This window comes from Noviherbaspirillum galbum, from assembly GCF_010974945.1.
Taxonomy (GTDB): Bacteria; Pseudomonadota; Gammaproteobacteria; order Burkholderiales; family Burkholderiaceae_D; genus Noviherbaspirillum; species Noviherbaspirillum galbum.
Window position 1 is genome coordinate 34,363 of sequence record NZ_JAAIVB010000053.1, and the last position, 23,696, is coordinate 58,058.

Sequence of the window (23,696 nt, forward strand, 5' to 3'; positions counted from 1 at the left end):
CAACGCCACGGAAAAAGGATTGCGTTGAGGTGGCTAGGTAATCGGAGCAGACCTCCGGTACACTAGCTCAAATTAATAAAAATGAATTGAAGCAAGGTTTTGAGCCAATTTACTTATACGATTCCCAGCCGGGAGGAAATCCTCGGCATCCTGCGTACGGCGAGCGAGCCGCACGACCTGCATTCGCTGGCCGCCGCGCTTGGCGTCAAGCAAAACGAACTGGAAGGACTGACGCGCCGGCTCAATGCGATGGAGCGCGACGGACAGGTCCGGCCTTCCCGCAACGGCCATTACCAACTCACCCACCAGCCCAGCTTCATCGAGGGACGCGTCAGCGGCCACCGCGAAGGCTATGGCTTCCTGATTCCCGATGACGGCACCGAAGACATCTTCCTTCCGGAAAAGGAAATGCAGAAGGTGCTCAACGGCGACCGGGTGCAGGTCCGCATCGTCGGCACCGACCGGCGCGGCCGTCCCGAGGGTTCGATCGTCGAGGTCCTCGAACGCGCCAATACCCATGTCATCGGCCGCCTGCTCAATGAGAACGGCGTGTGGATCGTGGCACCGGAAGACAAGCGCATCGGCCAGGACATCCTGCTCTCCGGCGCGCCTGGCAAGGCCAAGACCGGGCAGGTGGTGAGCGTGGAGTTGCTGGAACAGCCCTCCCGCTACACCCAGCCGGTGGGGCGCATCGTCGAGGTGCTGGGCGACATCGACGATCCCGGCATGGAGATCGAGATCGCGGTGCGCAAGTATGGCGTGCCGCATGAATTCTCCGAAGCCGCCAAGAAGCTGGCTGCCAAGCTGCCCTCCGAGGTCAAGCAGGCCGACCTCGCCAACCGCGTCGACCTGCGCGACGTGCCGCTGGTCACCATCGACGGCGAGGATGCGCGCGATTTCGACGACGCCGTCTACTGCGAACCGGTGAAGATAGGGCGCACCAACGCCTTCCGCCTCATCGTGGCGATCGCCGACGTCAGCCATTACGTCAAGCCCAACGACGCCCTGGATGTCGACGCGCTGGAGCGCAGCACCTCGGTCTACTTCCCGCGGCGCGTGATTCCCATGCTCCCGGAGAAGCTGTCCAACGGCCTTTGTTCGCTGAACCCGGCGGTGGACCGCCTGACGCTTGCCTGCGACCTGGTGATCACCGCCAAGGGCGAGATCAAGGCCTACCAGTTCTATCCCGCGGTCATCCATTCCGCCGCGCGCCTGACCTATACCGAGGTCGCCGCCATCCTGGCCAATACCAAGGGCCCGGAAGCGGCGCGCCGCGGCGCGCTCGTGCCGCACCTGCTGCACCTGTATGAAGTCTTCCAGTCCCTGCTGCAGGCCCGCCAGAAGCGCGGCGCGATCGACTTCGAAACCACCGAGACCTACATCGTCTGCAACGCCGCCGGAAAGATCGAGCAGATCGTGCCGCGGACGCGCAACGACGCGCACCGCGTGATCGAGGAATGCATGCTGGCGGCGAACGTTTGCGCCGCCGACCTGCTGGCGCGGCACAAGCACCCGGGCGTGTATCGCGTGCATGCCGGGCCGTCCAAAGAAAAGCTCAATCAGGTGCGCACCTTCCTCAAGCAGCAGGGCTTGCACCTGGGCGGCGGCGACACGCCGGCGGCATCGGACTACGCCGAGCTGATCCCCAAGATCAAGCTGCGCCCCGATGCGGTGCTGCTGCAGACCATGCTGCTGCGCTCCATGCAGCAGGCGGTCTACAGCCCTGACAACATCGGCCACTTCGGCCTCGCCTACGAGGCGTACGCGCACTTCACCAGCCCGATCCGCCGCTACCCCGACCTGCTGACGCACCGCGCCATCAAGGCCATCCTCGACGGCAAGCGCTATGTCCCGAAGGGCATCGACATGAGCGGCCTCAACACCATGCTGTCGCCGGCGGCGCGCAAGATGATGGCGGCAAGCAAGTCGGACAAACCCGCGAAGAAGCGCGACGACGAACTGGCGATCTGGGAAGCCCTCGGCATCCATTGTTCCGCCAACGAGCGCCGCGCGGACGAAGCCTCGCGCGACGTGGAAGCCTGGCTCAAATGCTATTTCGTCCGCGACAAGCTCGGCGAAGAATTCACCGGCACGATTTCCGGCGTGACGCCCTTCGGCATCTTCGTGCAGCTCGACCAGCTGTTCATCGAAGGCCTGGTCCACGTCACCGAGCTTGGCGCCGATTACTTCCAGTACGACGAGGTGCGCCACGAGCTGCGTGGCGAGCGTACCGGCATCCGCTACCAGCTCACCGACCGGGTCACGGTGCAGGTCAGCCGCGTCGATCTCGACGCGCGCAAGATCGACCTGCGCCTGGTGAACGAACCGGCCATCCGGCCGCCCTCATCCAAGCCTGCCCGGCAGGCCCAGCCGGAACCGGAGCTCGAAGAGAGCGACGCACCTCGCCGGAAGAAGGCTGCACCCAAGAAGGCGGCCGCGCCCAAGTCGGCCAAGGCGGCGGAAGCCGTCAAGGCCCGGCGCAGCAAGACCATGACCGCCTCCTCGAAGTCGGCCCGCGGAACGGGCGCCCGCAGCGCCCGGGGCAAGACCGGCAAGGCCGGAAAACGCAAAAGATAAAACATGAAAAGCAGAATGATTTTCGGCTTCCACGCCGTGACGGCGCGCTTGCGCCATGACGCCTCGTCGATCGAGGAAATCTATGTCGATGCGACCCGGCATGACCGGCGCATGAGCGACCTCCTGAAGGCTGCCGAGGCCGCCAAGGTGAGGATCATCCACGCCGACGATGCCCGTCTCGACGGCATGGTCGGCACGCGCCGCCACCAGGGCGTGGTGGCCAAGGCGGGCGAACTGTCGCTGGCCCGCAACCTCGACGAATTGCTCGATGCCATCGAAGGACCGCCCCTATTGCTGATCCTCGACGGCGTGACCGATCCGCACAACCTCGGCGCCTGCCTGCGCGTGGCCGACGGCGCCGGCGCGCATGCGGTCATCGCCCCCAAGGACAGGGCCGTCGGACTCAATGCGACGGCGGCGAAGGTGGCCAGCGGCGCCGCCGACACTGTGCCCTACATCACGGTCACCAATCTCGCGCGCGCGATGCGCGAATTGAAGGAGCGCGACATCTGGCTCACCGGCACCGCCGACGATGCTGAAAAGTCGCTCTACGAGGCTGACTTCCGCGGTCCCGCAGCGATCGTCATGGGCTCGGAAGGCGAGGGCATGCGCCGACTGACGCGCGAGAACTGCGACCTCCTGATCAGCATTCCGATGCATGGTTCTGTCGAAAGCCTGAACGTCTCCGTGGCATCGGGCGTCTGCCTGTTCGAGGCGCGCCGGCAGCGCATCCAGGCGGGCTGACATGGGATTGCGCCTGTCGCCGCCGTCTTCCGCACCCGCCTGAGGCCGCCATGTTCGGCCGCATCCGCGAAGACATCGCCAGCATCATCGAACGCGACCCGGCCGCACGCAGCGGCTGGGAAGTACTGACCTGCTACCCCGGCCTGCACGCCATCATCCTGCATCGCTGGGCCCACGCCTGCTGGACCAAGGGTTTCAAGTGGCTGGGGCGCTTCATCTCGCACCTCGCGCGCATTGTCACCGGCATCGAGATCCATCCCGGCGCGACGATCGGCAGGCGCGTCTTCATCGACCACGGCTTCGGCGTGGTGATCGGCGAAACGGCGGAAGTCGGCGACGACTGCACCATCTACCAGGGCGTGACTTTGGGCGGCACCTCTCTGAGCAAGGGCGCCAAGCGGCATCCCACGCTGGAACGCGGCGTGATCATCGGCGCCGGGGCGAAGGTGCTGGGTGCGTTCACGGTGGGCGAGGGCGCCAAGGTCGGGTCGAACGCGGTCGTGGTCAGGGAAGTGCCCCCCGGGGCCACTGCCGTCGGCAATCCGGCGCACATCCAGCAGAAGGATGCGAGCAAGCAGCGCGAGGAAGCCGCCGCGCGCGTGTTCGCCGCCTATGGCGTCACGCTCAACAGCGGAGAGGATCCGCTGTCGACGGCGCTGCACAAGCTGATCGACCGCGCGCAGGTGCAGGAAGAACAGATGCAAAAGATTATCGCAGCGCTGCGCGCCGCCGGGCTGAGCTGCGAGGTCTTGCCGCAATCCGGGGATTTCGATCCCGAATCCCTCAACAAACTGGTGGAATAAGGTGGTGCCGTGAGCGAATCACCCAGGACCGAAGACAACGTGCTCGACCCGTTCGAGATCCGCGTGCTCGCCGTGTTGGCGGAAAAGGAAGCGCTGACGCCCGACAATTATCCCTTGTCGCTGAACGCCCTGACCAACGGCTGCAACCAGTTGTCAAGTCGCGACCCCGTCATGTCCCTGTCGGAAGACACGGTGCTCGACGTCCTGCAGCGACTGGTGCAGAAGCGGCTCGCGACCGAGGTGCGCCAGGCCGGCGCGCGCGTCGTCAAGTACGAACACCGCATGCGCATGAAGTGGTCGCTGGAGCAGGACAAGCTCGCGGTGCTGGTGATCCTCATGCTGCGCGGCATCCAGACCGCCGGGGAAATCCGCGCGCGCTGCGGCAGGCTGCATGACTTTGCGTCGGTGGGCGATGTGGAGCAGGCGCTGCAGTTCCTGGTCGACAAGTATCCGCCCCTCGTGGCCCGCCTCGCACGCGCGCCCGGGACCAAGGAAGCGCGGTATGCTCACCTGCTTTCGGGGGAAGAGATCGTCGAGCAGCAGGAGACGGCGGCAAGTTTCTCGGGCAGCGTGGCGCAACCCGCGCGCCAGGACCGGGTCGCGCAGCTGGAGGACGAGATGGCGCAGTTGCGTAACGAGATCGAAAGCCTGAAGACGATGTTCGACGAGTTTCGGCGGCAGTTCGAGTGACGGCGGCATGCCTGCCTCTGTCATTCCCGCGAAGGCGGGAATCCCTTGTCGGTAGTCCGGAGCGCCGCGCAATGGGATTCCCGCCTTCGCGGGAATGACAACCTTAGCCAGCAGTCCTGGCGCCCACCGCCCGGCGCTCACCCCTCAACGCCAACCCTGACGAATACCCCATCTTCCCGTAACGCCAGCCACCCGCCGCGCGGAATCGCACCATCGCAATCCCAATCCGGCAATACATGCCTCACCACGCCGCGTCCTTCATGCACCGCCGGCCGGTGCGTGTGCCCGTGCACCAGCACCGTCGCCCCGCTGGACGCGAACAGCGCATCGATCGCGCCGGCGTTCACATCCATGATGTCCATCGTCTTCTGGCGCTGCGCCTGCCTGCTGCCGTCCCGCATGCCATCGATGATGGCTTTTCGTTCGGCGAGCGGCATGGCGAGGAAGCGCTGTTGCCATGACGGGTCGCGCACCTGCGCGCGGAAACGCATGTAGTCGGTGTCGTCGGTGCAGGCCGCGTCCCCGTGGGCGAGGACGATGCGCAGGCCGGCATGTTCGACCACGGTGGGGTCGCCGAGCAGGGTCATGCCGGCGCGGTAGGCAAATTCTTCGCCAACCAGGAAATCGCGGTTGCCGGCCATCCAGTAGAGCTTGACGCCGCTGTCGCTCAGCCTGCGCAGCGCGGCGACGATGCCGGCGTTGTATCCGCCATCGATGTCATCGTCGCCCGCCCAGTATTCGAAGATGTCGCCCAGCAAGTAGACGTGCGAGGCGTGCAGCGCCGGTCCGTCGAGGAATCGCAGGAAGGCATCGGTGGTGCGGGGAATGCCTTCGTGCAGATGGACGTCCGAAACAAAAAGCGCAACCACTGGTTGCGCCTCGCCTGATGCCTGAATCATGGAAGTCGAGAGGTCTGCTTAGACGACTTAGACGACTTCGGCTTTCTCGATCACGACGTTCTCGACCGGCACGTCGGAATGCATGCCCGCACGTGTGGTCTTGACGGCCTTGATCTTGTCGACGACGTCGGTGCCTTCGACGACCTTGCCGAACACGCAGTAGCCCCAGCCATCCTGGCCGGGATAGTCGAGGAAGCTGTTGTTCTTGACGTTGATGAAGAATTGCGCCGACGCGGAATGCGGGGCCGAGGTGCGCGCCATGGCAAGGGTGTAAGGCTCGTTCTTCAGGCCGTTCTTCGCTTCGTTCTCGATGGGCTCGTTGGTCGGCTTCTGCTTCATGCCGGCTTCAAAGCCGCCGCCCTGGATCATGAAGCCATCGATCACGCGGTGGAAGATGGTGCCGTCGTAGTGGCCGCTCTTGACGTAGTTGAGGAAGTTCTCGACTGTCTTGGGCGCTTTCTCGGCGTCGAGTTCGATCTTGATGGGGCCGTGGTTCGTGGTAAGCAGGACTGCCATGATGCTCCTTTGCTGAGAATGTTATTTGACGATGGTGGCCGACTGGATGACGACCGGCTTGACTGGCACGTTCTGGTGCATGCCGCTGCTTCCTGTTTCCACCTTCTTGATCTGGTCGACGACCTCGGTGCCCTTGACCACCTTGCCGAACACCGCATAGCCCCAGCCGTCGCGGCCCGGATAGTCGAGCATGGCATTGTCTTTGACGTTGATGAAGAACTGCGCGGTGGCGGAGTTCGGGTCGGAGGTGCGGGCCATGGCGACAGTATAGGTTGCGTTCTTCAAGCCGTTCTTCGCCTCGTTCTCGATGGGCGCCTTGGTCGGCTTTTCCTTCATGTCCTTGTCGTAGCCGCCGCCCTGGATCATGAAGCCGTCGATCACGCGGTGGAATATCGTGCCGTTGTACTGGCCGCTCTTGACGTACTGCAGGAAGTTGGCCACGGTCTTCGGCGCCTTTTCCTGGTCGAGTTCGAGCACGATCTCGCCCATGCTGGTCTTCAGGGACACCTTGGGCATGTCCGCTGCGAATGCGGGCGCGAGCGCTCCGAGGAAAGACATGGCGGCTGCTGCCCGGACGAGAATGCGGCGCGTGTGATTCATGAATGATCCCTTTGTTCCTTGGTGCTCTTTACAGGAAATTATTGATTGTGTATCTTCCAGGTCCCGCCGCCGGCCGGTGCTTCGTGCCGGGAAAGGGCACCGGAAAGTCATCGCGGATGGCTTGGCGCGTCAATCGCTGGAACAGCGGCACATTCGCGATGTTGCTCCGCGTCCATGCCCAAAAAAGGCGGAGGCGCTTCGGTGCTATACTGAAGCGAAAGCGCATTTTAGCAAAATAAGCATGACCCAGGTATCAGGCAGGCTGCACGGCCGCCAGCCACCCAGGCCTGTTTCCTGTCCCGCCGGAACCATAACCGTCCATGACTGCCCTGAAAATCTACAACACGCTGGCGCGTGAAAAGCAGGTTTTTGTTCCCATCGAGCCTGGCAAGGCGCGCATGTACGTATGCGGCATGACGGTCTACGACTACTGCCACCTCGGCCATGCGCGCGTCATGGTGGTCTTCGACATGGTGCAGCGCTGGCTGCGCGCATCCGGCTTCGACGTCACCTACGTGCGCAACATCACCGACATCGATGACAAGATCATCAAGCGCGCGGTGGAAAACAAGGAATCGATCTCCGCGCTGACGCAGCGTTTCATCACGGCCATGGACGAGGACGCCGCCGCGCTCGGCGTGCAGAAGCCCGATCACGAGCCGCGCGCGACCGCCTACGTGCCGCAGATGCTCGACATCATCCGCAAGCTGGAAAGGAATGGCCTGGCCTATCGCGCCGCCGACGGCGACGTGAACTATTCCGTGCGCGACTTCCCCGGCTACGGCAAGCTGTCCGGCAAGTCGCTCGACGACCTGCGCGCCGGCGAACGCGTGGAACTCAACACCGGCAAGCGCGATCCGCTCGACTTCGTGCTGTGGAAGTCGTCCAAGGAATCCGAGCCCGACGAAGTCAAGTGGGAGTCGCCCTGGGGCAAGGGCCGGCCCGGCTGGCACATCGAATGCTCGGCCATGAGCTGCGAGCTGCTCGGCGAACACTTCGACATCCATGGCGGCGGCGAAGACCTGCAGTTTCCCCATCACGAGAACGAAATCGCCCAGTCCGAAGGCGCGCACAAGCACGGTTTCGTCAATGTCTGGATGCATAACGGCTTCATCCGCGTCGACAACGAGAAGATGTCCAAGTCGCTGGGCAACTTCTTCACCATCCGCGATGTGCTCAAGAAATACGATGCGGAAGTCGTGCGCTTCTTCATCCTGCGCGCCCACTACCGCAGCCCCCTGAATTATTCCGACGTGCATCTCGACGATGCGAAGAATGCGCTGACCCGCCTCTACACCGCGCTCAAGGACGTGGCGCCCGACGATAAGCCGCTGGACCTCGAGGAAGCCCACGCCCGGCGTTTCGCCGAGGCCATGAACGACGATTTCAACACGCCGATCGCGATCTCCGTCCTTTTCGATCTCGCCAACGAGGTCAACAAGAACAAGGATGCCGCGCTGGCCCGCCAGCTGCAGAAGCTCGCCGGCATCATCGGCCTGCTGCAGCGCCCGGCACAGGAATTCCTGCAGGCCGGACCCGCGCAGGAAGGCGCCATGCCAGAGTCCGAGATCGCCGCGCATATCGACGCGCGCGCAGCAGCAAAGAAAGCCAGGAATTTCGCCGAAGCAGACCGCATCCGCGCCGCCTTGCTCGAGGCGGGCATCGTCCTCGAGGACAAGCCCGGCGGCGTGACCGAGTGGCGCAGGGTATAACGCATGGCAACGACCCGCAAGGCGGCCCTCGAGGTCTGCATCCCCGCGTACTGGCATGACGCGAAGGAAGAGTTGATGAAGCGCGACCGGATCATGCGCAAGCTGATTCCGCAGTTCGGCGACATGCAGCTCGTCGGCCGCGCCGACCCGTTCGTGACGCTCGCGCGCTCCATCATCGGCCAGCAGATTTCCGTCAAGGCGGCGGAAGCCGTATGGCAACGCTTCCTGCTCGCCTGCACCAAGTGCACCCCGGCGCAAGTCATCAAGACCGGTCCGGAAGCCTTGTCAGCATGCGGCCTGTCCAAGCGCAAGGCGGAGTACGTGCTCGACCTCGCGGATCATTTCAAGGAAAAACGTGTCCATGCAGATAAGTGGGCCGACATGGATGACGAGCAGGTGATCGGTGAATTGATCCAGATCCGCGGCATCGGCCGCTGGACAGCGGAGATGTTTTTGATATTTAATCTGCTCCGGCCGAATATCCTGCCCCTGGACGACCTCGGTTTGCTCAAGGGCATCAGCATGAACTATTTCTCGGGCGAACCCGTCACGCGCAGCGATGCACGTGAAGTGGCCGCGAACTGGGAGCCGTGGCGCACCGTCGCCACCTGGTACCTGTGGCGCAGCCTGGACGCTTCGCCCGTCGTGTATTGATTATTGGTTGAAGGGCTTTCCGGCGTGAAGGCCCGGTATGACATTCCATCTCGCGCAGAGACAAGGAGGCAAGATGAGCAAGACAACGTTTCTCGGCTTCGAGCAACCCATCGCCGAACTAGAGGGAAAGATCGAGGAACTGCGCTTCGTGCAGGATGATTCCGCCGTCGACATCTCGGAAGAAATCGACCGCCTCTCCAAGAAAAGCCAGCAGCTCACGAAGGACATCTATGCCAAGCTGACGCCGTGGCAGGTATCGCAGATCGCCCGTCATCCGCAGCGTCCCTATACGCTCGACTACGTCAATGAAATCTTCACCGATTTCCATGAACTGCACGGCGACCGGACCTATGCCGACGACCTGTCCATCGTCGGCGGGCTCGCCCGATTCAATGGCCAGGCCTGCATGGTGATCGGCCACCAGAAGGGGCGGGATACGAAGGAGCGCGCGATGCGCAATTTCGGCATGCCCAAGCCGGAAGGCTATCGCAAGGCAATGCGCCTCATGAAGCTCGCCGAAAAGTTCGGCCTGCCCGTCTTTACCTTCGTCGACACGCCCGGCGCCTTCCCCGGCATCGACGCCGAAGAGCGCGGCCAGTCCGAGGCGATCGGCCACAACCTCTACGTGATGGCCGAGCTCAAGGTGCCGCTCATCGCCACCATCATCGGCGAAGGCGGTTCCGGCGGCGCGCTGGCCATCGCCGTGGGCGACGCGGTGCTGATGCTGCAATACGCCACGTATTCCGTCATTTCCCCCGAGGGCTGCGCGTCCATCCTCTGGAAAACCTCCGAGCGCGCCGCTGATGCCGCCGAGGCGCTCGGCCTGACCGCTCATCGCCTGAAGGCGATGAACCTGATCGACAAGATCATCACCGAACCGCTTGGCGGCGCGCACCGCGATCCCAAGCAGATGGCCGTCATGCTCAAGCGGGCCCTGGCTGATTCGCTGCGCCAGCTGCAAGGATTGAAGCCCAAGGAACTCATCGCCGCCCGCCACGAAAAGCTCATGGGCTATGGCAAATTCAAGGAACTCAATTCGGCCGAGTGAACGGGCCGATGCCCGACGCCCGGCCGGGTGACATGATGGCCTGATCCCATGCCCACGGCAGCCCTGACCGACACCCTCGAACGCGCGCTGGATCTCATCCTGGCGCGCGTTTTCATTTCCGCTCCGGCACCCGGCACGCGCATTGCGCTTGCCTACAGCGGCGGGCTCGATTCGTCGGTGCTGCTTGATTTGCTTGCACCCAGCGCGCGCCGGCGCAACCTCACGCTGCTTGCCTTCCATGTGCATCACGGCCTGAGCGCGGACGCAAACGCCTGGTTAAATCATTGCGAACGCGAATGCGCGCTGCGCCAGGTCGAGTTCGATTGCCGGCGCATCCGGCTGGATGGAAAAGGGGAGGGCATCGAGCAGGCGGCGCGCAAGGGACGCTACGCCGCGCTCGGCGAGATGTGCCGGCAGCATGACGTGCCATTGCTGCTGACCGCCCACCATCTCGACGATCAGGCCGAGACGGTCCTGCTGCAGCTTTTCCGCGGTACCGGCATCGCGGGACTCGCCGGCATGGAAGACTGCAACACCGCGCCGTCGCTGCTGGGCACGCCATCGCCGCACGTCGGCCGGCCTTTGCTCGCTGTGACGCGGGCGGAACTCGAGTCGCATGCCGCCGCCCGCCAATTGCGTCATGTCGACGATGCCTCGAACCGTGACACGCGTTTTGCCCGCAATGCCTTGCGCGGCACCATCATGCCTGCGCTCGGGCAGGCCTTTCCCGGATTCCAGCAACGTGTCGCGCGCGCCGCGCTGCATGCCGCTTCGGCGCAGCGCCTGCTGCAGGAACTCGGCGCGCAGGATCTCGCGGCTTGCGGCGATAAGCTTTCGCTCGACCTGGAAAAGGTGAGGCGCCTGAGCCAGGACCGCATCGATAACGTGTTCCGTCACTGGTTCGCGGTTGCCGGCTTGCGCATGCCATCCTCCGCGTGGCTGAAGGAGATGCAGCTGCAATTGTTCGAGGCGGACGTCGATGCGCAATTGCGCGTGACGCATCCGGATGCCGAGGTCCATCGCTATCGGGGCAAGGTTTACCTCGCACCGCGCTGCGCAAGCGGCGGGCAAGTGCGCGAGGTTCGCTTTCAGTGGGACGGTGGCGGCGTACTGGTGTTTCCCGATTACGGCGGCACGCTGCATTTCCTGGAAGGGGAGCAGGGTATCGACCGGAACTGGCTACTGGAAAACGCCCTGGTGCTTCGTCCCCGCGGCCCGGGCGACAAGCTCAAGCCCGCGTCGAATAGGCCAACCCGGAGCCTGAAGCTTCATTACCAGGCGCTCGGCATTCCGCCTTGGCAACGCGAGCACCTGCCGGTCGCTGCCACGCCTGCCGGCAAGCTGGTCTTTGCCGCCGGCGTCGGCTGCGACAGCCGGCATGCGCCGCCTGGAAAGGTGGTGCTTCGCTGGCATAGCGAAATCTTTCCATCCTGACCGCAACACGCTTCACGCTGCGGAAAAGCAGGAGTTTTGGCGACCAAACCCTTGCCATCCCGCGTTGCAGCATGTAAAGTAAAAGGTTGATTTTTATCAGAATTCTCCACCTCAGCGTAAGCTCCTCCATCGTATGGCTTTAATCGTCCACAAATATGGCGGCACTTCCATGGGCTCGACCGAGCGCATCAAGAACGTCGCCAAGCGCGTTGCCAAGTGGCATGACGCCGGTCACCAGATCGTCGTGGTGCCTTCCGCCATGTCCGGCGAAACCAACCGCCTGATCGGCCTTGCCAAGGAAATCATGCCCCAGCCGGACCCGCGCGAGCTCGACATGCTCGCGTCGACCGGTGAGCAGGTTTCCGTGGCCCTGCTGTCCATGGCCCTGCAGACGATCGGCAAGGAAGCCGTCTCGTATGCCGGCTGGCAGGTTCCCATCAAGACCGATTCGGCCTATACGAAGGCCCGCATCCAGTCGATCGACGACGTCCGCGTGCGCAAGGATCTCGAGGCAGGCAAGGTCGTCATCATCACCGGCTTCCAGGGCGTGGACGATCGCGGCAACATCACCACGCTGGGCCGCGGCGGTTCCGATACCTCGGCCGTGGCCGTGGCGGCCGCGCTCAAGGCGGCGGAATGCCTGATCTACACCGACGTCGACGGCGTGTACACCACCGATCCCCGCGTGGTCTCCGAAGCGCGCCGGCTCAAGACCGTGACCTTCGAAGAGATGCTCGAACTGGCATCGCTCGGGTCCAAGGTCCTGCAGATCCGCTCGGTGGAATTCGCCGGTAACTACAAGGTGCCCACCCGCGTCCTGTCGTCGCTGACCGACCCGCTCATGTCGCTGGAAGAGGAAGCCAGCTCTGGCACCCTGATTTCGTTTGAGGAAGACACACACATGGAACAAGCCGTCATTTCCGGTATCGCGTTCAACCGCGATGAAGCAAAGATCACCGTCCTGGGCGTGCCCGACAAGCCCGGCATCGCGTTCCAGATCCTCGGCCCGATCGCCGACGCGAACATCGAAGTCGACATGATCATCCAGAACCAGTCCGTGGATGGCAAGACCGACTTCACGTTCACCGTGCCGCGCGGCGAGTACGTCAAGGCCATGGACGTGCTGAACAAGAACGTCAAGGAGCACATCGGCGCCGGCAGCATCATCGGCGATTCCAAGGTGTCGAAGGTATCCGTCGTCGGCGTCGGCATGCGCAGCCACGTCGGCATTGCATCCCAGATGTTCCGCACGCTGTCGGAAGAGGGCATCAACATCCAGATGATCTCCACCTCGGAAATCAAGATTTCCGTGTTGATCGATGAAAAGTACATGGAGCTCGCCGTGCGCGCCCTGCACAAGGCATTCGATCTGGAAAAAGCCTGAGCCGGAAAGCTTGCGCTAAGTCCATCGAATCGCTGTTTGCATTGACCAAGTTGCCTCCAGCAGTTATGATGCGGGGCTTCACTGATGCGGAGTGATGATTCATCATTCCGCACGGTGTGGAGACGTGGCCGAGTGGTCGAAGGCACTTCCCTGCTAAGGAAGCATACGGGCTTAAACCTGTATCGAGGGTTCGAATCCCTCCGTCTCCGCCAGATTCAAGCATGACAAGCAAGCAGACCCAACCCGGGTCTGTTTTCATTTCTGCGGCTGCTTCTCGCTTGATTCGGCATGCCACCCTGACGCTGCGCGAATGCCGCGGCCAGTAAAAAAGCCCCTGGCGGGGCTTTTTGTTTTTGGCTAATGCAGACTTCACGGATAACGCAAGGTCAATCGGCCGCCTTCTTCAGCGCTTCGATCGTGTGCGCCTGTTCGATCAGCTCCAATGACTCCACGATGCGGCAGGTCAGGTGCTCGCGCGCATGCGGTGTCAGCGACGCATGATACGCGCGCGTGACTTGCAGGTCGTGATGCGCGGCGTTGTTCGCCTCCGGCGAATCCACGCCAAGCACGAAGACGGGGCGCGAAATCGACGATCGGTTCGCGGTGCCGCGATGGATTGTCAACGCGGATCGTGCCGAAATGTCGCCCATCCTGGGCATCTTCCGTTGGGCGCGCGCTTCGTAGCGATGGTAGAACGACTTCGGCGGGAACATCTCGTTCTCGCAGGCGGACAAGTCATCCCATTGCGTTCCAGGAGCGATCTCGAAAGGGCCCATGTTCTCGGTGACGTCCACCGTGGTGATGTTGAACGCCAGGGACGTCAGGCGCCGGCCGACCCGGGTTTCGGCCGGAGTCTTGAAATCGCGGTGCCAGGGCTGGTTTTCCGCACCGGGCAGGGGCACGTCGAAGCCCGCCTCCACGACCTTGTAGTTCGGTCCGAGCACGGCTTCGCAGACGGTCACGACCCAGGGGTGGGTGATCAGGTCGGAAAAGCCGCGGATCCGTTCCGGATGAACCTCGACGTAGAACCGGTTCGGTCCGCGGTTCAATGCGCCGCCTGGCCGGCGTAGCGCTTCCTGGAACAGCATGTCGATGTCTTCGCGCAGTCGCGCCACCCACGCCCGGTCGAACGCTCCCTTGAGGCCGATGATGCCGTCCCCGTAAAGGCCGCCCATGATGTCTGCGATGTCGAATTGGTACGGTTGTGGTTTGAGGACTGCGCTCATGACTGCTCCTGGGAAGATGAATTGGTCAATCGTCTGCGGTCATCCGGCCTGAAAGCGACCGGCGGCATGCCCGCAAGGAAGCACAGACAGAGTGAAATCAGGAAAGTGCCTGCCTGCGAGAAAAAGTTTTGCGACGCGGTACCGGGCCCCGATTTAGGAGGTTTCCTTACAAACAGTTACTTGATGGAAACCGATGCGTGCGAACAAAGCGAAATTTATGAAGTCGTAACCCTAAATCCGACGCTTAGCGTGCCGTTAAGGATTCCAAGGCGAGAAAAGTTGCAAAATTTTTTTCGAAATAACCCTAAATTCGACCGTGCTGCTGCCGTTAAGCAACAAGAGCGGAAGAAATTTTCGGCCAAAGCGGCGGTCGCAGCTTCTGTTTCATTGTCTGAATGATCATCTTTTGATGATGAAAGTCATGAAAATTGAAACAGAATGTTAGTGAGCAATTCGCCGCAAACCTATAGCCATAGCCATTCCGAGCTTGTCCCCATCAAGCTCAACCAAGACTGCCCCGGATTTGTAAGACAAACTCCGACAGGCAGGCTAGTCGTTTTTCCTACCCAAAATACAGAATTTTTCTTATTTCTCGCTGGCAATGGTCCAAGCAGAATGCATTTCATCGGCGTTAGAAATGTTTCGCCGACGTTCATTCTCCAGGGGGGCTGCCAAATGAATACCAATGACGTGATCGCCGAAATCCGGGACGCTAACCTGAGCTACCTCATGCTCGCCCAGCAGATGATCCGGGCGGACAAGGCCAGCGCCGTCTTCCGCCTGGGCATCAGCGGCGAGATCGCCGACATGATCGAAAGCATGAACAATGCGCAAATTCTCAAGCTCGCCGGCGCCAACATGATGCTTGCCCGTTTCCGATTCGACGACGGCGCCATCCTCGGCATGTTGACCAGCTACAATAAAGACCGTAATCTCGCGCACTCGCATGCGGCGATTCTCATGTCGGGGCAGAACGTCGAGGCAGTTGCCTGACATGCCACGGCGGCCGTCTTTTCATGCGGAAGTCTTGAGGAAAACATGACAAAGAAAAGCGTTGTAACGGAAGCCCAGGAGATACAGCTGGCCATTGAGCTGATCAACCTCGGGGCAAGGCTTCAGTTGCTTGAATCCGAAACCACGCTGTCTCGCGAGCGCCTGCTCAAGCTGTACAAGGAATTGAAGGGCGTTTCCCCGCCCAAGGGTATGCTGCCGTTCTCGACCGACTGGTTCATTACCTGGCAGCCGAACATCCATTCTTCCCTGTTCATCAATATCCACAAATATCTCGTCGAGCACGCCCAGATCAGCGGCATCGAAGCCGTGATGAAGGCCTACAAGCTCTACCTGGAGCAGGTCGAGCCCGAGGCGGGCGGCGAGCCGGTGCTTTCCTTGACGCGCGCCTGGACACTGGTGCGGTTCTTCGAAAGCCGCATGCTCGACACCGCGACCTGCAGCAAGTGCGGCGGCGACTTCGTGGTGCACCGCCTGGACCTGAACAAGGACTATGTGTGCGGCCTGTGCCACATGCCTTCCCGTGCGGGCAAGACCAAGAAGGCGAAAGAGGATGCCGCCGCGGCCTCGTCTGCGCCGCCGGCGCTTCCCGCCTGACTCCACCATTTCTTCCCATGCGCGCGCGACTCCGGCGCGGAACGTCTCCGCGTCGCCGCAGCCTGCTTGACGCTCCCGCCATCCAGGCCTTGTTGTGCCAGATCGGCGCGCTGGCGATCGTCATCGGATGCGCGTACATCCTTGCCTGGCAAGGCTTTCAGGTCACGGTGGCCCAGGCGATCCTGCTCCAGTCTTTCCTCGCCGCCGGCCTCGGACGCTTGCGCGGCATGGCGCCGTGGTGGACTGCCATCCAGTTCATCTTTCCCATTGCAGTGGCGCTCGCCCGGGCGGCGAACTTGCCGGCGTGGATCTATCTTGCCATTTTTGCCATGCTGCTGGCGGTCTTTTGGTCAACATTCCGAACGCAGGTGCCTTATTTCCCTTCCACTGCTTCGGTCTGGGATGAGGTCGAATCCCTCGTGCCATCAAGCCAGTCGTGTCGGCTCATCGACATCGGCTGCGGCTTTGGGGGCATGGCCTTGCGTCTGGCGCGCAACAAGCCCGCATGCAGCGTGGAGGGAATCGAACTCGCGCCCTTGCCCTGGCTGGTGAGTGTCATGCGCGCCATCCTTTCCCGCAGCCGGGCGCGCTTCCGCTACGGCGACTTCCACGCACTCGACTTCGGCGGCTACGACATCGTGTTCGGCTATCTGTCGCCCGCGGCAATGCCCGATCTATGGCGTAAGGCGGCATCGGAAATGAAGAAGGGCAGCCTCCTGCTCAGCAATGAATTCTCCATTCCCGGAATCGAACCTGAATTCATGCGGCGCTGCGGCGATGGCCGCGTCCTCTACGGCTGGCGCATCTAGCGTTCTCCCTCAAGTTCTTTTCGTTCGCGTCGTAACAATCTGGATGTGCTCCCGACGGCGCATCACGTTTTACACCACATACAGGTTGTGGTTCGCCTGATGTCTTGGCACAATGTTTAACCATAAGAAATAAGATTACCTACCTTCCTGGAGCAAGCGCCTGTGTTAGTCCTCGTCGGATATTTGATTGTGATGGGTTCCGTCTTCGGGGGCTTCGTGCTGAGCGGCGGCCATCTTGCCGCGCTTTTCCAGCCGCTCGAGCTGCTGATGATCGGCGGCGCCGCGGTCGGCGCCTTCTTCGTCGGGAACAACGGCAAGGCAATCAAGGCCACCCTCGGCGCCTTGCCCAGCCTGCTCAAGGGCTCCAAGTTCACAAAGGCGCTTTACATGGAGCTCATGTCGCTCCTGTTCGAGATTCTCAGCAAGGTCCGCAAGGAAGGCTTGATGTCGATCGAAGGCGACATCGAGTCGCCGGAAGAGAGCGCCATCTTCAGCAAGTATCCGGGCATCTTGTCCGATCATCACATCGTCGAGTTCATGACCGACTACCTGCGCCTCATGGTGTCGGGCAACATGGACGCATTCCAGATCGAAAACCTGATGGACAATGAAATCGAGACGCACCATGCGGAAGCCGAGGTGCCGATTCATTGCATCGCCAAGCTCGGCGACGGCCTGCCGGCATTCGGCATCGTGGCGGCGGTGATGGGCGTGGTGCACACCATGGAATCGGTAGGCCTGCCGCCATCCGAACTCGGCATGCTGATCGCCCACGCGCTCGTCGGCACCTTCCTCGGCATCCTGCTCGCCTATGGCTTCGTCGGGCCGCTGTCCAGCCTGCTCGAGCAGAAGATGCACGAATCCTCCAAGATGTTCCAGTGCGTGAAGGTCACGCTGCTGGCCAGCCTGAACGGCTACGCGCCCGCCCTTGCCGTGGAATTCGGCCGCAAGGTCCTGTTCTCGACGGAGCGTCCCTCGTTCAGCGAGCTGGAAGAACACATCAAGAATGCGAAGTCGAAATAACGCGTCAGGCCAAACGGACATCAGGCAAATTTCATCATGGCAGACGAAGGCTTACGGCCGATCATCGTAAAAAAGATCAAGAAGGGCGGCGGCGGTCACCACGGCGGCGCGTGGAAGATCGCGTACGCCGACTTCGTGACGGCGATGATGGCGTTCTTCCTGCTGATGTGGCTGCTCGGCTCCACCACGAAAGGCGACCTGCAGGGCATCGCCGACTATTTCAAGACTCCCCTCAAGGTCGCCATGTCAGGTGGGTCCGGAAGCGGCGACAGCTCGAGCGTCGTGCAGGGCGGAGGCAAGGACCTCACCCGCAAGGACGGCCAGGTCAAGAAGGGCGATGATCCCGCGCTCAAGAAAACCTACAACCTGCAGGCGGCCCATCTGAAGGAAGCCAAGCAGGAATTGGAAAAGATGGAAATCGCGCGCCTGCGCGGCCTCAAGGAAAAGATCGAGGCGGCGATCGACGCGCGTCCTCTCCTCAGGCAATTCAAGAACCAGCTTCTGATCGATATTTCCACCGAGGGCTTGCGCATCCAGATCGTTGACGAGCAAAATCGACCCATGTTCGCCCTGGCGCGCGCGGAGCCTCAGCCTTACACGCGCGAGATCCTGCTCGAGATCGGGCGCGCGCTCAATGACGTGCCGAACAAGGTCAGCCTGTCCGGACATACCGATTCGACGCCCTACGCCAATGGCGAAAAGGGTTACAGCAACTGGGAATTGTCGGCCGACCGGGCGAATGCCGCGCGGCGCGTGCTGGTTGCGGGCGGCATGGATGAATCGAAGCTGGTGCGCGTGGTGGGCTTGTCGTCGGCGGTCTTGTTCGACAAGGAAAACCCGACCAATCCGGTGAACAGGCGCATCAGCATCATCGTAATGAACAAGAAGACGGAAGAGGCTGTGTTGAAAGACGCCGGCTCGGTGGACGTCTCGAACGAAGCGGAAGCCAAGAAGGAGATCGCTGCCGCGGGAGCAAGGGAAGCATCGCGCTGAAGGCGTTTCGGCAAGCGCGCATGAACTGTTTGGGGACGAGGCAACTTCATGACATCTGAAAAACAGCTGGGTTCGCAGGTAAAGCATCTGCTTTCAAACCTGTCGGATCACAGCGCCCAGCATCTCAAGGAAGTCGAGACGGATTTGGTGCAGACCAGTTTCCTGCTCGGCGAGGCCATACAGAAGCTGGGTGCAAGCTTCATCGCGATCCACGAGGCGATCAGCGCGCAGCAGGATGCGGTCGACCTGCTGCTCTCGGGCGCGCAGCCAACGCCCGAGATCGCGGAAAGACTCAAGACGAAACACCAGGAAATCGGGCAGCACGTCAACGCGGCAGTCACCGGACTGCAATTCCAGGACATGACCAGCCAGCTGATCGGACGAACGGTCCGGCGGGTCACCGGACTGCGCGACGTGCTGGGCGATCTCGCGAACGGCACTGCCACGCTGCCCTCGCACGGCAACATCGATGACATCATCCAGACGCTGAACGGCATCAATACGGTGTTGGAAGAGCAGAGCGTCAAGCTGGAAAGCGCGCTCTGGAAGGCGGTTTGCCAGACGCACATGGACAGCGGCGACATCGAGCTGTTCTGAATTCATTTATCAAGTTAGCGCGGGCGGATAGCCTGGAAACAAAGATCCCGGGAGCAAGGAAGATGGCAAAGACGATATTGGCAGTGGACGACTCTGGCTCACTCCGTCAGATGGTGGTGTTCAGCTTGAGGGCGGCCGGCTACCAGGTCACCGAAGCGATCGACGGCCAGGACGGCCTCGAAAAGGCGCGCGGCCAGGTGTTCGACCTGGTCCTGACCGACCAAAACATGCCGCGCATGGATGGGCTGACCCTGATCCGTTCCCTGCGCGGCCTGCCCACCTACCAGAAGGTGCCCATCCTGATGCTGACGACCGAGTCGAGCGACGAGATGAAATCCAAGGGACGCGCCGCCGGCGCCAACGGCTGGCTGGTCAAGCCCTTCGATCCGCAGCGGCTGACCGAAGTCGTGAAGAAGGTGATCGGCTGATACGGTCGCCGGCGTGTCCCGCACGGACAATGCCGGGAACAACACAGAGCATGAAGATGGAGTTCTAACATGACCATCGATATGAGCCAGTTCTTCCAGGTTTTCTTCGACGAAACCGAGGAGCTTCTCGCTGAAATGGAAAAGCTGCTCCTCGCGATCGACGCATCTGCGCCCGACGAAGAGGACCTCAATGCCATATTCCGGGCAGCGCACTCCATCAAGGGAGGCGCCGGCACGTTCGGGCTGACCGACCTTACCGACATCACGCACGTTCTCGAGAACCTGCTTGACCGCATCCGCAAGGGAGAGATGCCCTTGACGGCGGAACATGTCGATGCCTTCCTGGTCGCCAAGGACGTGCTGAAGATGCAGCTTGACGGCCATCGGCTGCACACGCCGGTCGACCAGGACCAGGTGGGCGACGTGCGCATGCTGCTGCAATCGCTGTCGCAGGGGCACGTGTCGCACGCCGCGCCTTCCGCTTCGATCGAGATCGCGCGCGCGCCTGCCCCGGAGGTCCACGTTCCCACCGACGGCAGCGCCCGGAAGTTCAGGATCGAGCTCCCCGAGGTGTCTCCGCGCGACGTCGAGGCCCTTTCGGCCGAGCTCGGCCTGCTTGGCCAGATCGCCCGCGTCGAGGCTGCCGGCAAGACGGTCTTTACCCTGGTCACGGCGGAAGGGCAGGAAGATATCATTGCGATCTGTTCCTTCATCCTGAATCCGGACGATCTCAACATCACCGAGCTCGATCGTCCCGCGGCGGCGATGACGCCCGCCCAGTTGAAAGCGGCCCAGGAAGAGGCCCAGGGTTACGGATTCTTCGATCCGATCGACGATGCCGCCGCAAAGGCGGCGCAGGAAGAGGCGCAGGGATATGGCTTCTTCGACAATTTCGAAATGCCGGCAATGAAGGACGCAAAGGCAGGGGAGGCCGCCGCGCCGGTTGCGGCTGCCGTTGCTCCGGTCGTTGCGCCCACCGAAAAGAAGGTCCCGCCGAAGCGGGAGGAAAAGCTGGCGCACAACCAGGAATCGACGTCGATCCGGGTCGGCATCGAAAAGGTCGACCAGCTCATCAACCTCGTCGGCGAGCTGGTGATCACCCAGGCCATGATCGAGCAACGCACCGGTTCGCTCGATCCCATGCTGCACGAACGCCTGCACAACAGCGTCAGCCAGTTGACCCGCAACACCCGCGACCTGCAGGAAGCCGTAATGTCCATCCGCATGATGCCGATGGACTATGTTTTTTCGCGCTTCCCCCGCATGGTCCGCGACCTGGCGACCAAGCTGGGCAAGCGTATCGAATTCGTCACCCATGGCGCCGCCACCGAACTCGACAAGGGCCTGATCGAGCGCATCGTGGATCCGCTGACCCACCTCGTGCGCAACAGCATCGACCATGGCATCGAGATGCCTGACGTGCGCCGCGCGGCGGGCAAGAGCGAGACCGGCAAGCTGTCGCTGTCGGCGGCGCACCAGGGCGGCAACATCGTCATCGAGGTGACCGACGATGGCGGCGGCCTGAACCGCGAACGGATCATCGCCAAGGCGCGCGAACGCGGCCTTCCGGTTTCCGACTCGATGTCCGATGCGGACGTATGGCAGCTCATCTTCGCGCCCGGCTTCTCGACGGCGGAAACGGTGACCGACGTGTCCGGCCGCGGCGTCGGCATGGACGTCGTCAAGCGCAACATCACCGCCATGGGCGGCGTGGTCGACATCCGTTCAGCAAAGGGATTCGGCACCACTATTTCCATTTCGCTGCCGCTGACGCTTGCGATCCTCGATGGCATGTCCATCAAGGTGGGCGAGGAAATCTACATCCTCCCGCTGGGCTACGTGGTCGAGTCCCTGCAGCCTGCGCCGGTGGACATCAAGGAAATCGCGGGACAGGGCAGGGTGGTCAAGGTCCGCGGCGATTACCTGCCGCTGATTCCCCTCTACCAGGTGTTCGACATCGAGCCGCGCTTCACGAATCCGTCGGAAGGCATCGTGGTGATCCTCGAATCCGAAGGCAGGAAGGCTGCGCTGTTCATCGATGACCTGGTCGGCCAGCAGCAGGTGGTGGTGAAGAACCTGGAGTCGAATTACCGCAAGGTCGCAGGCATTTCCGGAGCCACCATCCTCGGCGATGGCGGCGTGTCCCTGATCATCGACGTTGCCGCGCTCTTGAGATCGAGCAGGCAACTGAGTGATGAATCCATTTTTTCCGAGAAGGTCCCATCATGATGCAAACTACCCAATCCAGCATTTCCGCCCTTGGCGAAAAATCCGAGCACGATACCGGCGGACAGGAATATCTCGCCTTTACCCTGGGCCGCGAAGAGTATGGCATCGACATCCTGAAAGTGCAGGAAATCCGCGGCTATGAAACCGTCACCCGCATCGCCAACGCGCCGGAATTCATCAAGGGCGTGGTCAACCTGCGCGGCATTATCGTGCCGATCGTGGACATGCGGATCAAGTTCCATCTCGGCGAACCGACCTACGACCAGTTCACCGTGGTCATCATCCTGAACATCAACGGGCGCGTGGTCGGCATGGTGGTCGACAGCGTGTCCGACGTCATCACCCTGACACCCGAGCACATCAAGCCGGCACCGGAAATGGGAACGGCGCTCAATACCGATTACCTGATCGGCCTGGGCACGCTGGAGCAGCGCATGCTGATCCTGGTGGACATCGACAAGCTGATGTCGAGCGCGGAAATGGGATTGATTGAAAAGCTTGCGGCGTAAGACCGAAAACCATGCCGTCGCGAAAGCGCGACGGAACCACAATTAAAACGAAGAGACGATAGCCCGTCGGCCGCCATGGATGTGAACGGCGGTTGGCGGCAAAAACAGAGGGGAGTCATCTTGAATAACCTGTCCATCAAATCGCGCCTGATATTCGTGATCAGCTTTCTGTCGCTGCTGCTGGTCGGCGGCGGCATCATCGGCGTCGCCAGCCTGTATTCGGCAAACGTGTCGATGCGCACCATGTACGAAAATCGCCTTGTCCCCATGGGCAAGCTGGATCAGGTGATCCGCGGCATCGACAAGAACCGGCTCGCCATCGTGGAATCGCTCAACGGCGACCCTGCAGTCGTTTCCAAGCGCATGGATGAAGTCGAGCGACGGATAGAAGAAATCACGAAGAACTGGAACGATTACTACGCTGGCGTCGACGGCGAAGAAAAGAAGCACGCGGAAAAATTCGTCCAGCTGCGCAAGAAATTCATCGAAGAGGGGCTTAAGCCAGCGGTCGCCGCCAGCCGCAGCATGAACGTGCAACAGGCGATGGAGCTGGCCGCCGGCCCGCTTGCCCAGAATTACCAGCCGATGCAGGAAGCCTTCGAGGACTTGCTCAGGTTGCAGCAGACGATCGCGAGAACTGAATTCGAGCACAGCCAGAGCACCTACATGCTGATTCGTAACATGTCGCTGTTTGCCACGCTCGCCGGACTGGCGCTTGCCGCCGTAGTCGGAACGTGGATCATCGGCGCGATCTCCAAGCCGCTGAACGCGGCCGTGCGGGTGGCGAAGAACGTTGCTTCCGGAGACCTCACGCAGCAGATCGAGGTCCGCTCCAAGGATGAAACCGGACAATTGCTGCAGGCCTTGAAAGACATGAACGAAAGCCTGGTGAGCACGATAGGCCAGGTCCGCACCGGAACGGAAACGATAGGCGTGGCGTCCAGCGAAATTGCCGCGGGCAATGCCGACCTGTCGGCGCGCACCGAGTCGCAGGCCAGCTCGCTGGAAGAGACTGCTTCCTCCATGGAAGAACTCACCACCACCGTCAAGCAGAACGCCGAGAACGCCCGCCAGGCCAACCAGCTCGTCGTTTCCGCTTCCGACTATGCCGTCAAGGGCGGCGATGTCGTGGGCCAAGTGGTCGACACCATGGGCTCGATCAAGGAAAGCTCGCGCAAGATCGTCGACATCATCGGCGTCATCGACGGCATCG

General features: G+C 61.9%; 24 protein-coding genes and 1 tRNA gene. 21 read left to right on the top strand and 4 right to left on the bottom strand.

The genetic code is table 11. The features are described from left to right. Positions 1–99 precede the first annotated feature (99 nt). The 4 genes from rnr to G3574_RS16235 are packed head-to-tail and all read left to right on the top strand — an operon-like array spanning position 100 to position 4,814. A complete protein-coding gene (rnr, locus tag G3574_RS16220; protein WP_163965246.1) occupies positions 100–2,577 on the top strand; it encodes a ribonuclease R in 2,478 nt (825 codons plus the stop codon). A gap of 3 nt (positions 2,578–2,580) precedes the next feature. Beyond that, positions 2,581–3,321, top strand: a complete 741-nt coding sequence (gene rlmB, locus G3574_RS16225; RefSeq protein ID WP_163965249.1) for a 23S rRNA (guanosine(2251)-2'-O)-methyltransferase RlmB — start codon at positions 2,581–2,583, stop codon at positions 3,319–3,321. Between the two features lie 50 nt (positions 3,322–3,371). Beyond that, a complete protein-coding gene (gene cysE, locus G3574_RS16230) occupies positions 3,372–4,124 on the top strand; it encodes a serine O-acetyltransferase (protein WP_163965251.1) in 753 nt (250 codons plus the stop codon). Between the two features lie 9 nt (positions 4,125–4,133). Continuing rightward, positions 4,134–4,814: a YceH family protein gene (locus G3574_RS16235; RefSeq protein ID WP_328804796.1), complete on the top strand. Its 681-nt coding sequence runs from the start codon at positions 4,134–4,136 to the stop codon at positions 4,812–4,814. A 137-nt stretch (positions 4,815–4,951) separates the two neighbouring features. Here the strand turns inward: G3574_RS16235 and G3574_RS16240 are convergent, their stop codons facing one another. From G3574_RS16240 to G3574_RS16250, 3 genes are read right to left on the bottom strand one after another with little or no spacing between them, the layout of a single operon-like run. Continuing rightward, positions 4,952–5,713, bottom strand: coding sequence for a UDP-2,3-diacylglucosamine diphosphatase (locus G3574_RS16240; protein WP_163965255.1), 762 nt, complete (start codon positions 5,711–5,713; stop codon positions 4,952–4,954). 27 nt (positions 5,714–5,740) lie between these two features. Then, positions 5,741–6,229, bottom strand: a complete 489-nt coding sequence (locus tag G3574_RS16245) for a peptidylprolyl isomerase (protein ID WP_163965258.1) — start codon at positions 6,227–6,229, stop codon at positions 5,741–5,743. A 21-nt stretch (positions 6,230–6,250) separates the two neighbouring features. Then, positions 6,251–6,787 (bottom strand): peptidylprolyl isomerase, encoded by a 537-nt coding sequence (locus tag G3574_RS16250; protein WP_407941678.1) that lies wholly within the window; start codon positions 6,785–6,787, stop codon positions 6,251–6,253. A 362-nt stretch (positions 6,788–7,149) separates the two neighbouring features. Between G3574_RS16250 and cysS the strand changes: the two genes are divergently transcribed. The 6 genes from cysS (at position 7,150) to G3574_RS16280 (ending at position 13,273) form a co-directional block, all read left to right on the top strand. Then, on the top strand, positions 7,150–8,541 hold the full coding sequence (cysS, locus tag G3574_RS16255) for a cysteine--tRNA ligase (RefSeq protein WP_163965263.1): 1,392 nt from the start codon (positions 7,150–7,152) through the stop codon (positions 8,539–8,541). A gap of 3 nt (positions 8,542–8,544) precedes the next feature. Then, a complete protein-coding gene (locus G3574_RS16260) occupies positions 8,545–9,195 on the top strand; it encodes a DNA-3-methyladenine glycosylase family protein (RefSeq protein WP_163965266.1) in 651 nt (216 codons plus the stop codon). 73 nt (positions 9,196–9,268) lie between these two features. Beyond that, positions 9,269–10,243 (top strand): acetyl-CoA carboxylase carboxyltransferase subunit alpha, encoded by a 975-nt coding sequence (locus G3574_RS16265; RefSeq protein ID WP_163965269.1) that lies wholly within the window; start codon positions 9,269–9,271, stop codon positions 10,241–10,243. A 48-nt stretch (positions 10,244–10,291) separates the two neighbouring features. Beyond that, complete coding sequence (tilS, locus tag G3574_RS16270) at positions 10,292–11,677, top strand: tRNA lysidine(34) synthetase TilS (protein WP_163965290.1); 1,386 nt, start codon at positions 10,292–10,294, stop codon at positions 11,675–11,677. A 133-nt stretch (positions 11,678–11,810) separates the two neighbouring features. Then, positions 11,811–13,061 carry an aspartate kinase gene (locus G3574_RS16275; RefSeq protein WP_163965293.1) on the top strand — a complete coding sequence of 417 codons (1,251 nt, stop codon included), beginning with the start codon at positions 11,811–11,813 and terminating at the stop codon, positions 13,059–13,061. Between the two features lie 118 nt (positions 13,062–13,179). After that, positions 13,180–13,273 (top strand) — tRNA-Ser (locus G3574_RS16280). A gap of 174 nt (positions 13,274–13,447) precedes the next feature. Here G3574_RS16280 and G3574_RS16285 read toward each other — a convergent pair. Then, positions 13,448–14,287: a phytanoyl-CoA dioxygenase family protein gene (locus G3574_RS16285; RefSeq protein ID WP_163965296.1), complete on the bottom strand. Its 840-nt coding sequence runs from the start codon at positions 14,285–14,287 to the stop codon at positions 13,448–13,450. A gap of 21 nt (positions 14,288–14,308) precedes the next feature. Here G3574_RS16285 and G3574_RS16290 point away from each other — a divergent pair, with 21 nt between their 5' ends. From G3574_RS16290 to G3574_RS28825, 11 genes are all read left to right on the top strand, one after another. Next, on the top strand, positions 14,309–14,686 hold the full coding sequence (locus tag G3574_RS16290) for a hypothetical protein (RefSeq protein ID WP_163965298.1): 378 nt from the start codon (positions 14,309–14,311) through the stop codon (positions 14,684–14,686). 276 nt (positions 14,687–14,962) lie between these two features. Further along, positions 14,963–15,280 (top strand): flagellar transcriptional regulator FlhD, encoded by a 318-nt coding sequence (gene flhD / locus G3574_RS16295; protein WP_163965301.1) that lies wholly within the window; start codon positions 14,963–14,965, stop codon positions 15,278–15,280. A 45-nt stretch (positions 15,281–15,325) separates the two neighbouring features. Further along, entirely contained in the window at positions 15,326–15,895 is a 570-nt protein-coding gene (gene flhC, locus G3574_RS16300; RefSeq protein ID WP_163965304.1) for a flagellar transcriptional regulator FlhC, read from the top strand. Positions 15,896–15,912: 17 nt separating this feature from the next. Then, complete coding sequence (locus tag G3574_RS16305; RefSeq protein WP_163965307.1) at positions 15,913–16,704, top strand: SAM-dependent methyltransferase; 792 nt, start codon at positions 15,913–15,915, stop codon at positions 16,702–16,704. A gap of 162 nt (positions 16,705–16,866) precedes the next feature. After that, positions 16,867–17,727 (top strand): flagellar motor stator protein MotA, encoded by an 861-nt coding sequence (motA, locus tag G3574_RS16310; protein WP_163965309.1) that lies wholly within the window; start codon positions 16,867–16,869, stop codon positions 17,725–17,727. Positions 17,728–17,763: 36 nt separating this feature from the next. Next, a complete protein-coding gene (gene motB, locus G3574_RS16315; RefSeq protein ID WP_163965311.1) occupies positions 17,764–18,720 on the top strand; it encodes a flagellar motor protein MotB in 957 nt (318 codons plus the stop codon). 48 nt (positions 18,721–18,768) lie between these two features. Beyond that, entirely contained in the window at positions 18,769–19,317 is a 549-nt protein-coding gene (locus G3574_RS16320; RefSeq protein WP_163965315.1) for a chemotaxis protein, read from the top strand. A 62-nt stretch (positions 19,318–19,379) separates the two neighbouring features. Beyond that, positions 19,380–19,745: a response regulator gene (locus G3574_RS16325; protein WP_163965318.1), complete on the top strand. Its 366-nt coding sequence runs from the start codon at positions 19,380–19,382 to the stop codon at positions 19,743–19,745. A 69-nt stretch (positions 19,746–19,814) separates the two neighbouring features. Beyond that, on the top strand, positions 19,815–21,974 hold the full coding sequence (gene cheA / locus G3574_RS16330; protein ID WP_163965321.1) for a chemotaxis protein CheA: 2,160 nt from the start codon (positions 19,815–19,817) through the stop codon (positions 21,972–21,974). Then, positions 21,974–22,483 (top strand): chemotaxis protein CheW, encoded by a 510-nt coding sequence (locus G3574_RS16335; protein WP_205609817.1) that lies wholly within the window; start codon positions 21,974–21,976, stop codon positions 22,481–22,483. The genes cheA and G3574_RS16335 overlap by 1 nt, the downstream gene beginning before the upstream one ends. Positions 22,484–22,603: 120 nt before the next feature. Beyond that, positions 22,604–23,696, top strand: a 1,093-nt coding sequence (locus tag G3574_RS28825; RefSeq protein ID WP_163965326.1) for a Tar ligand binding domain-containing protein, incomplete at its 3' end; no start/stop codon positions are given.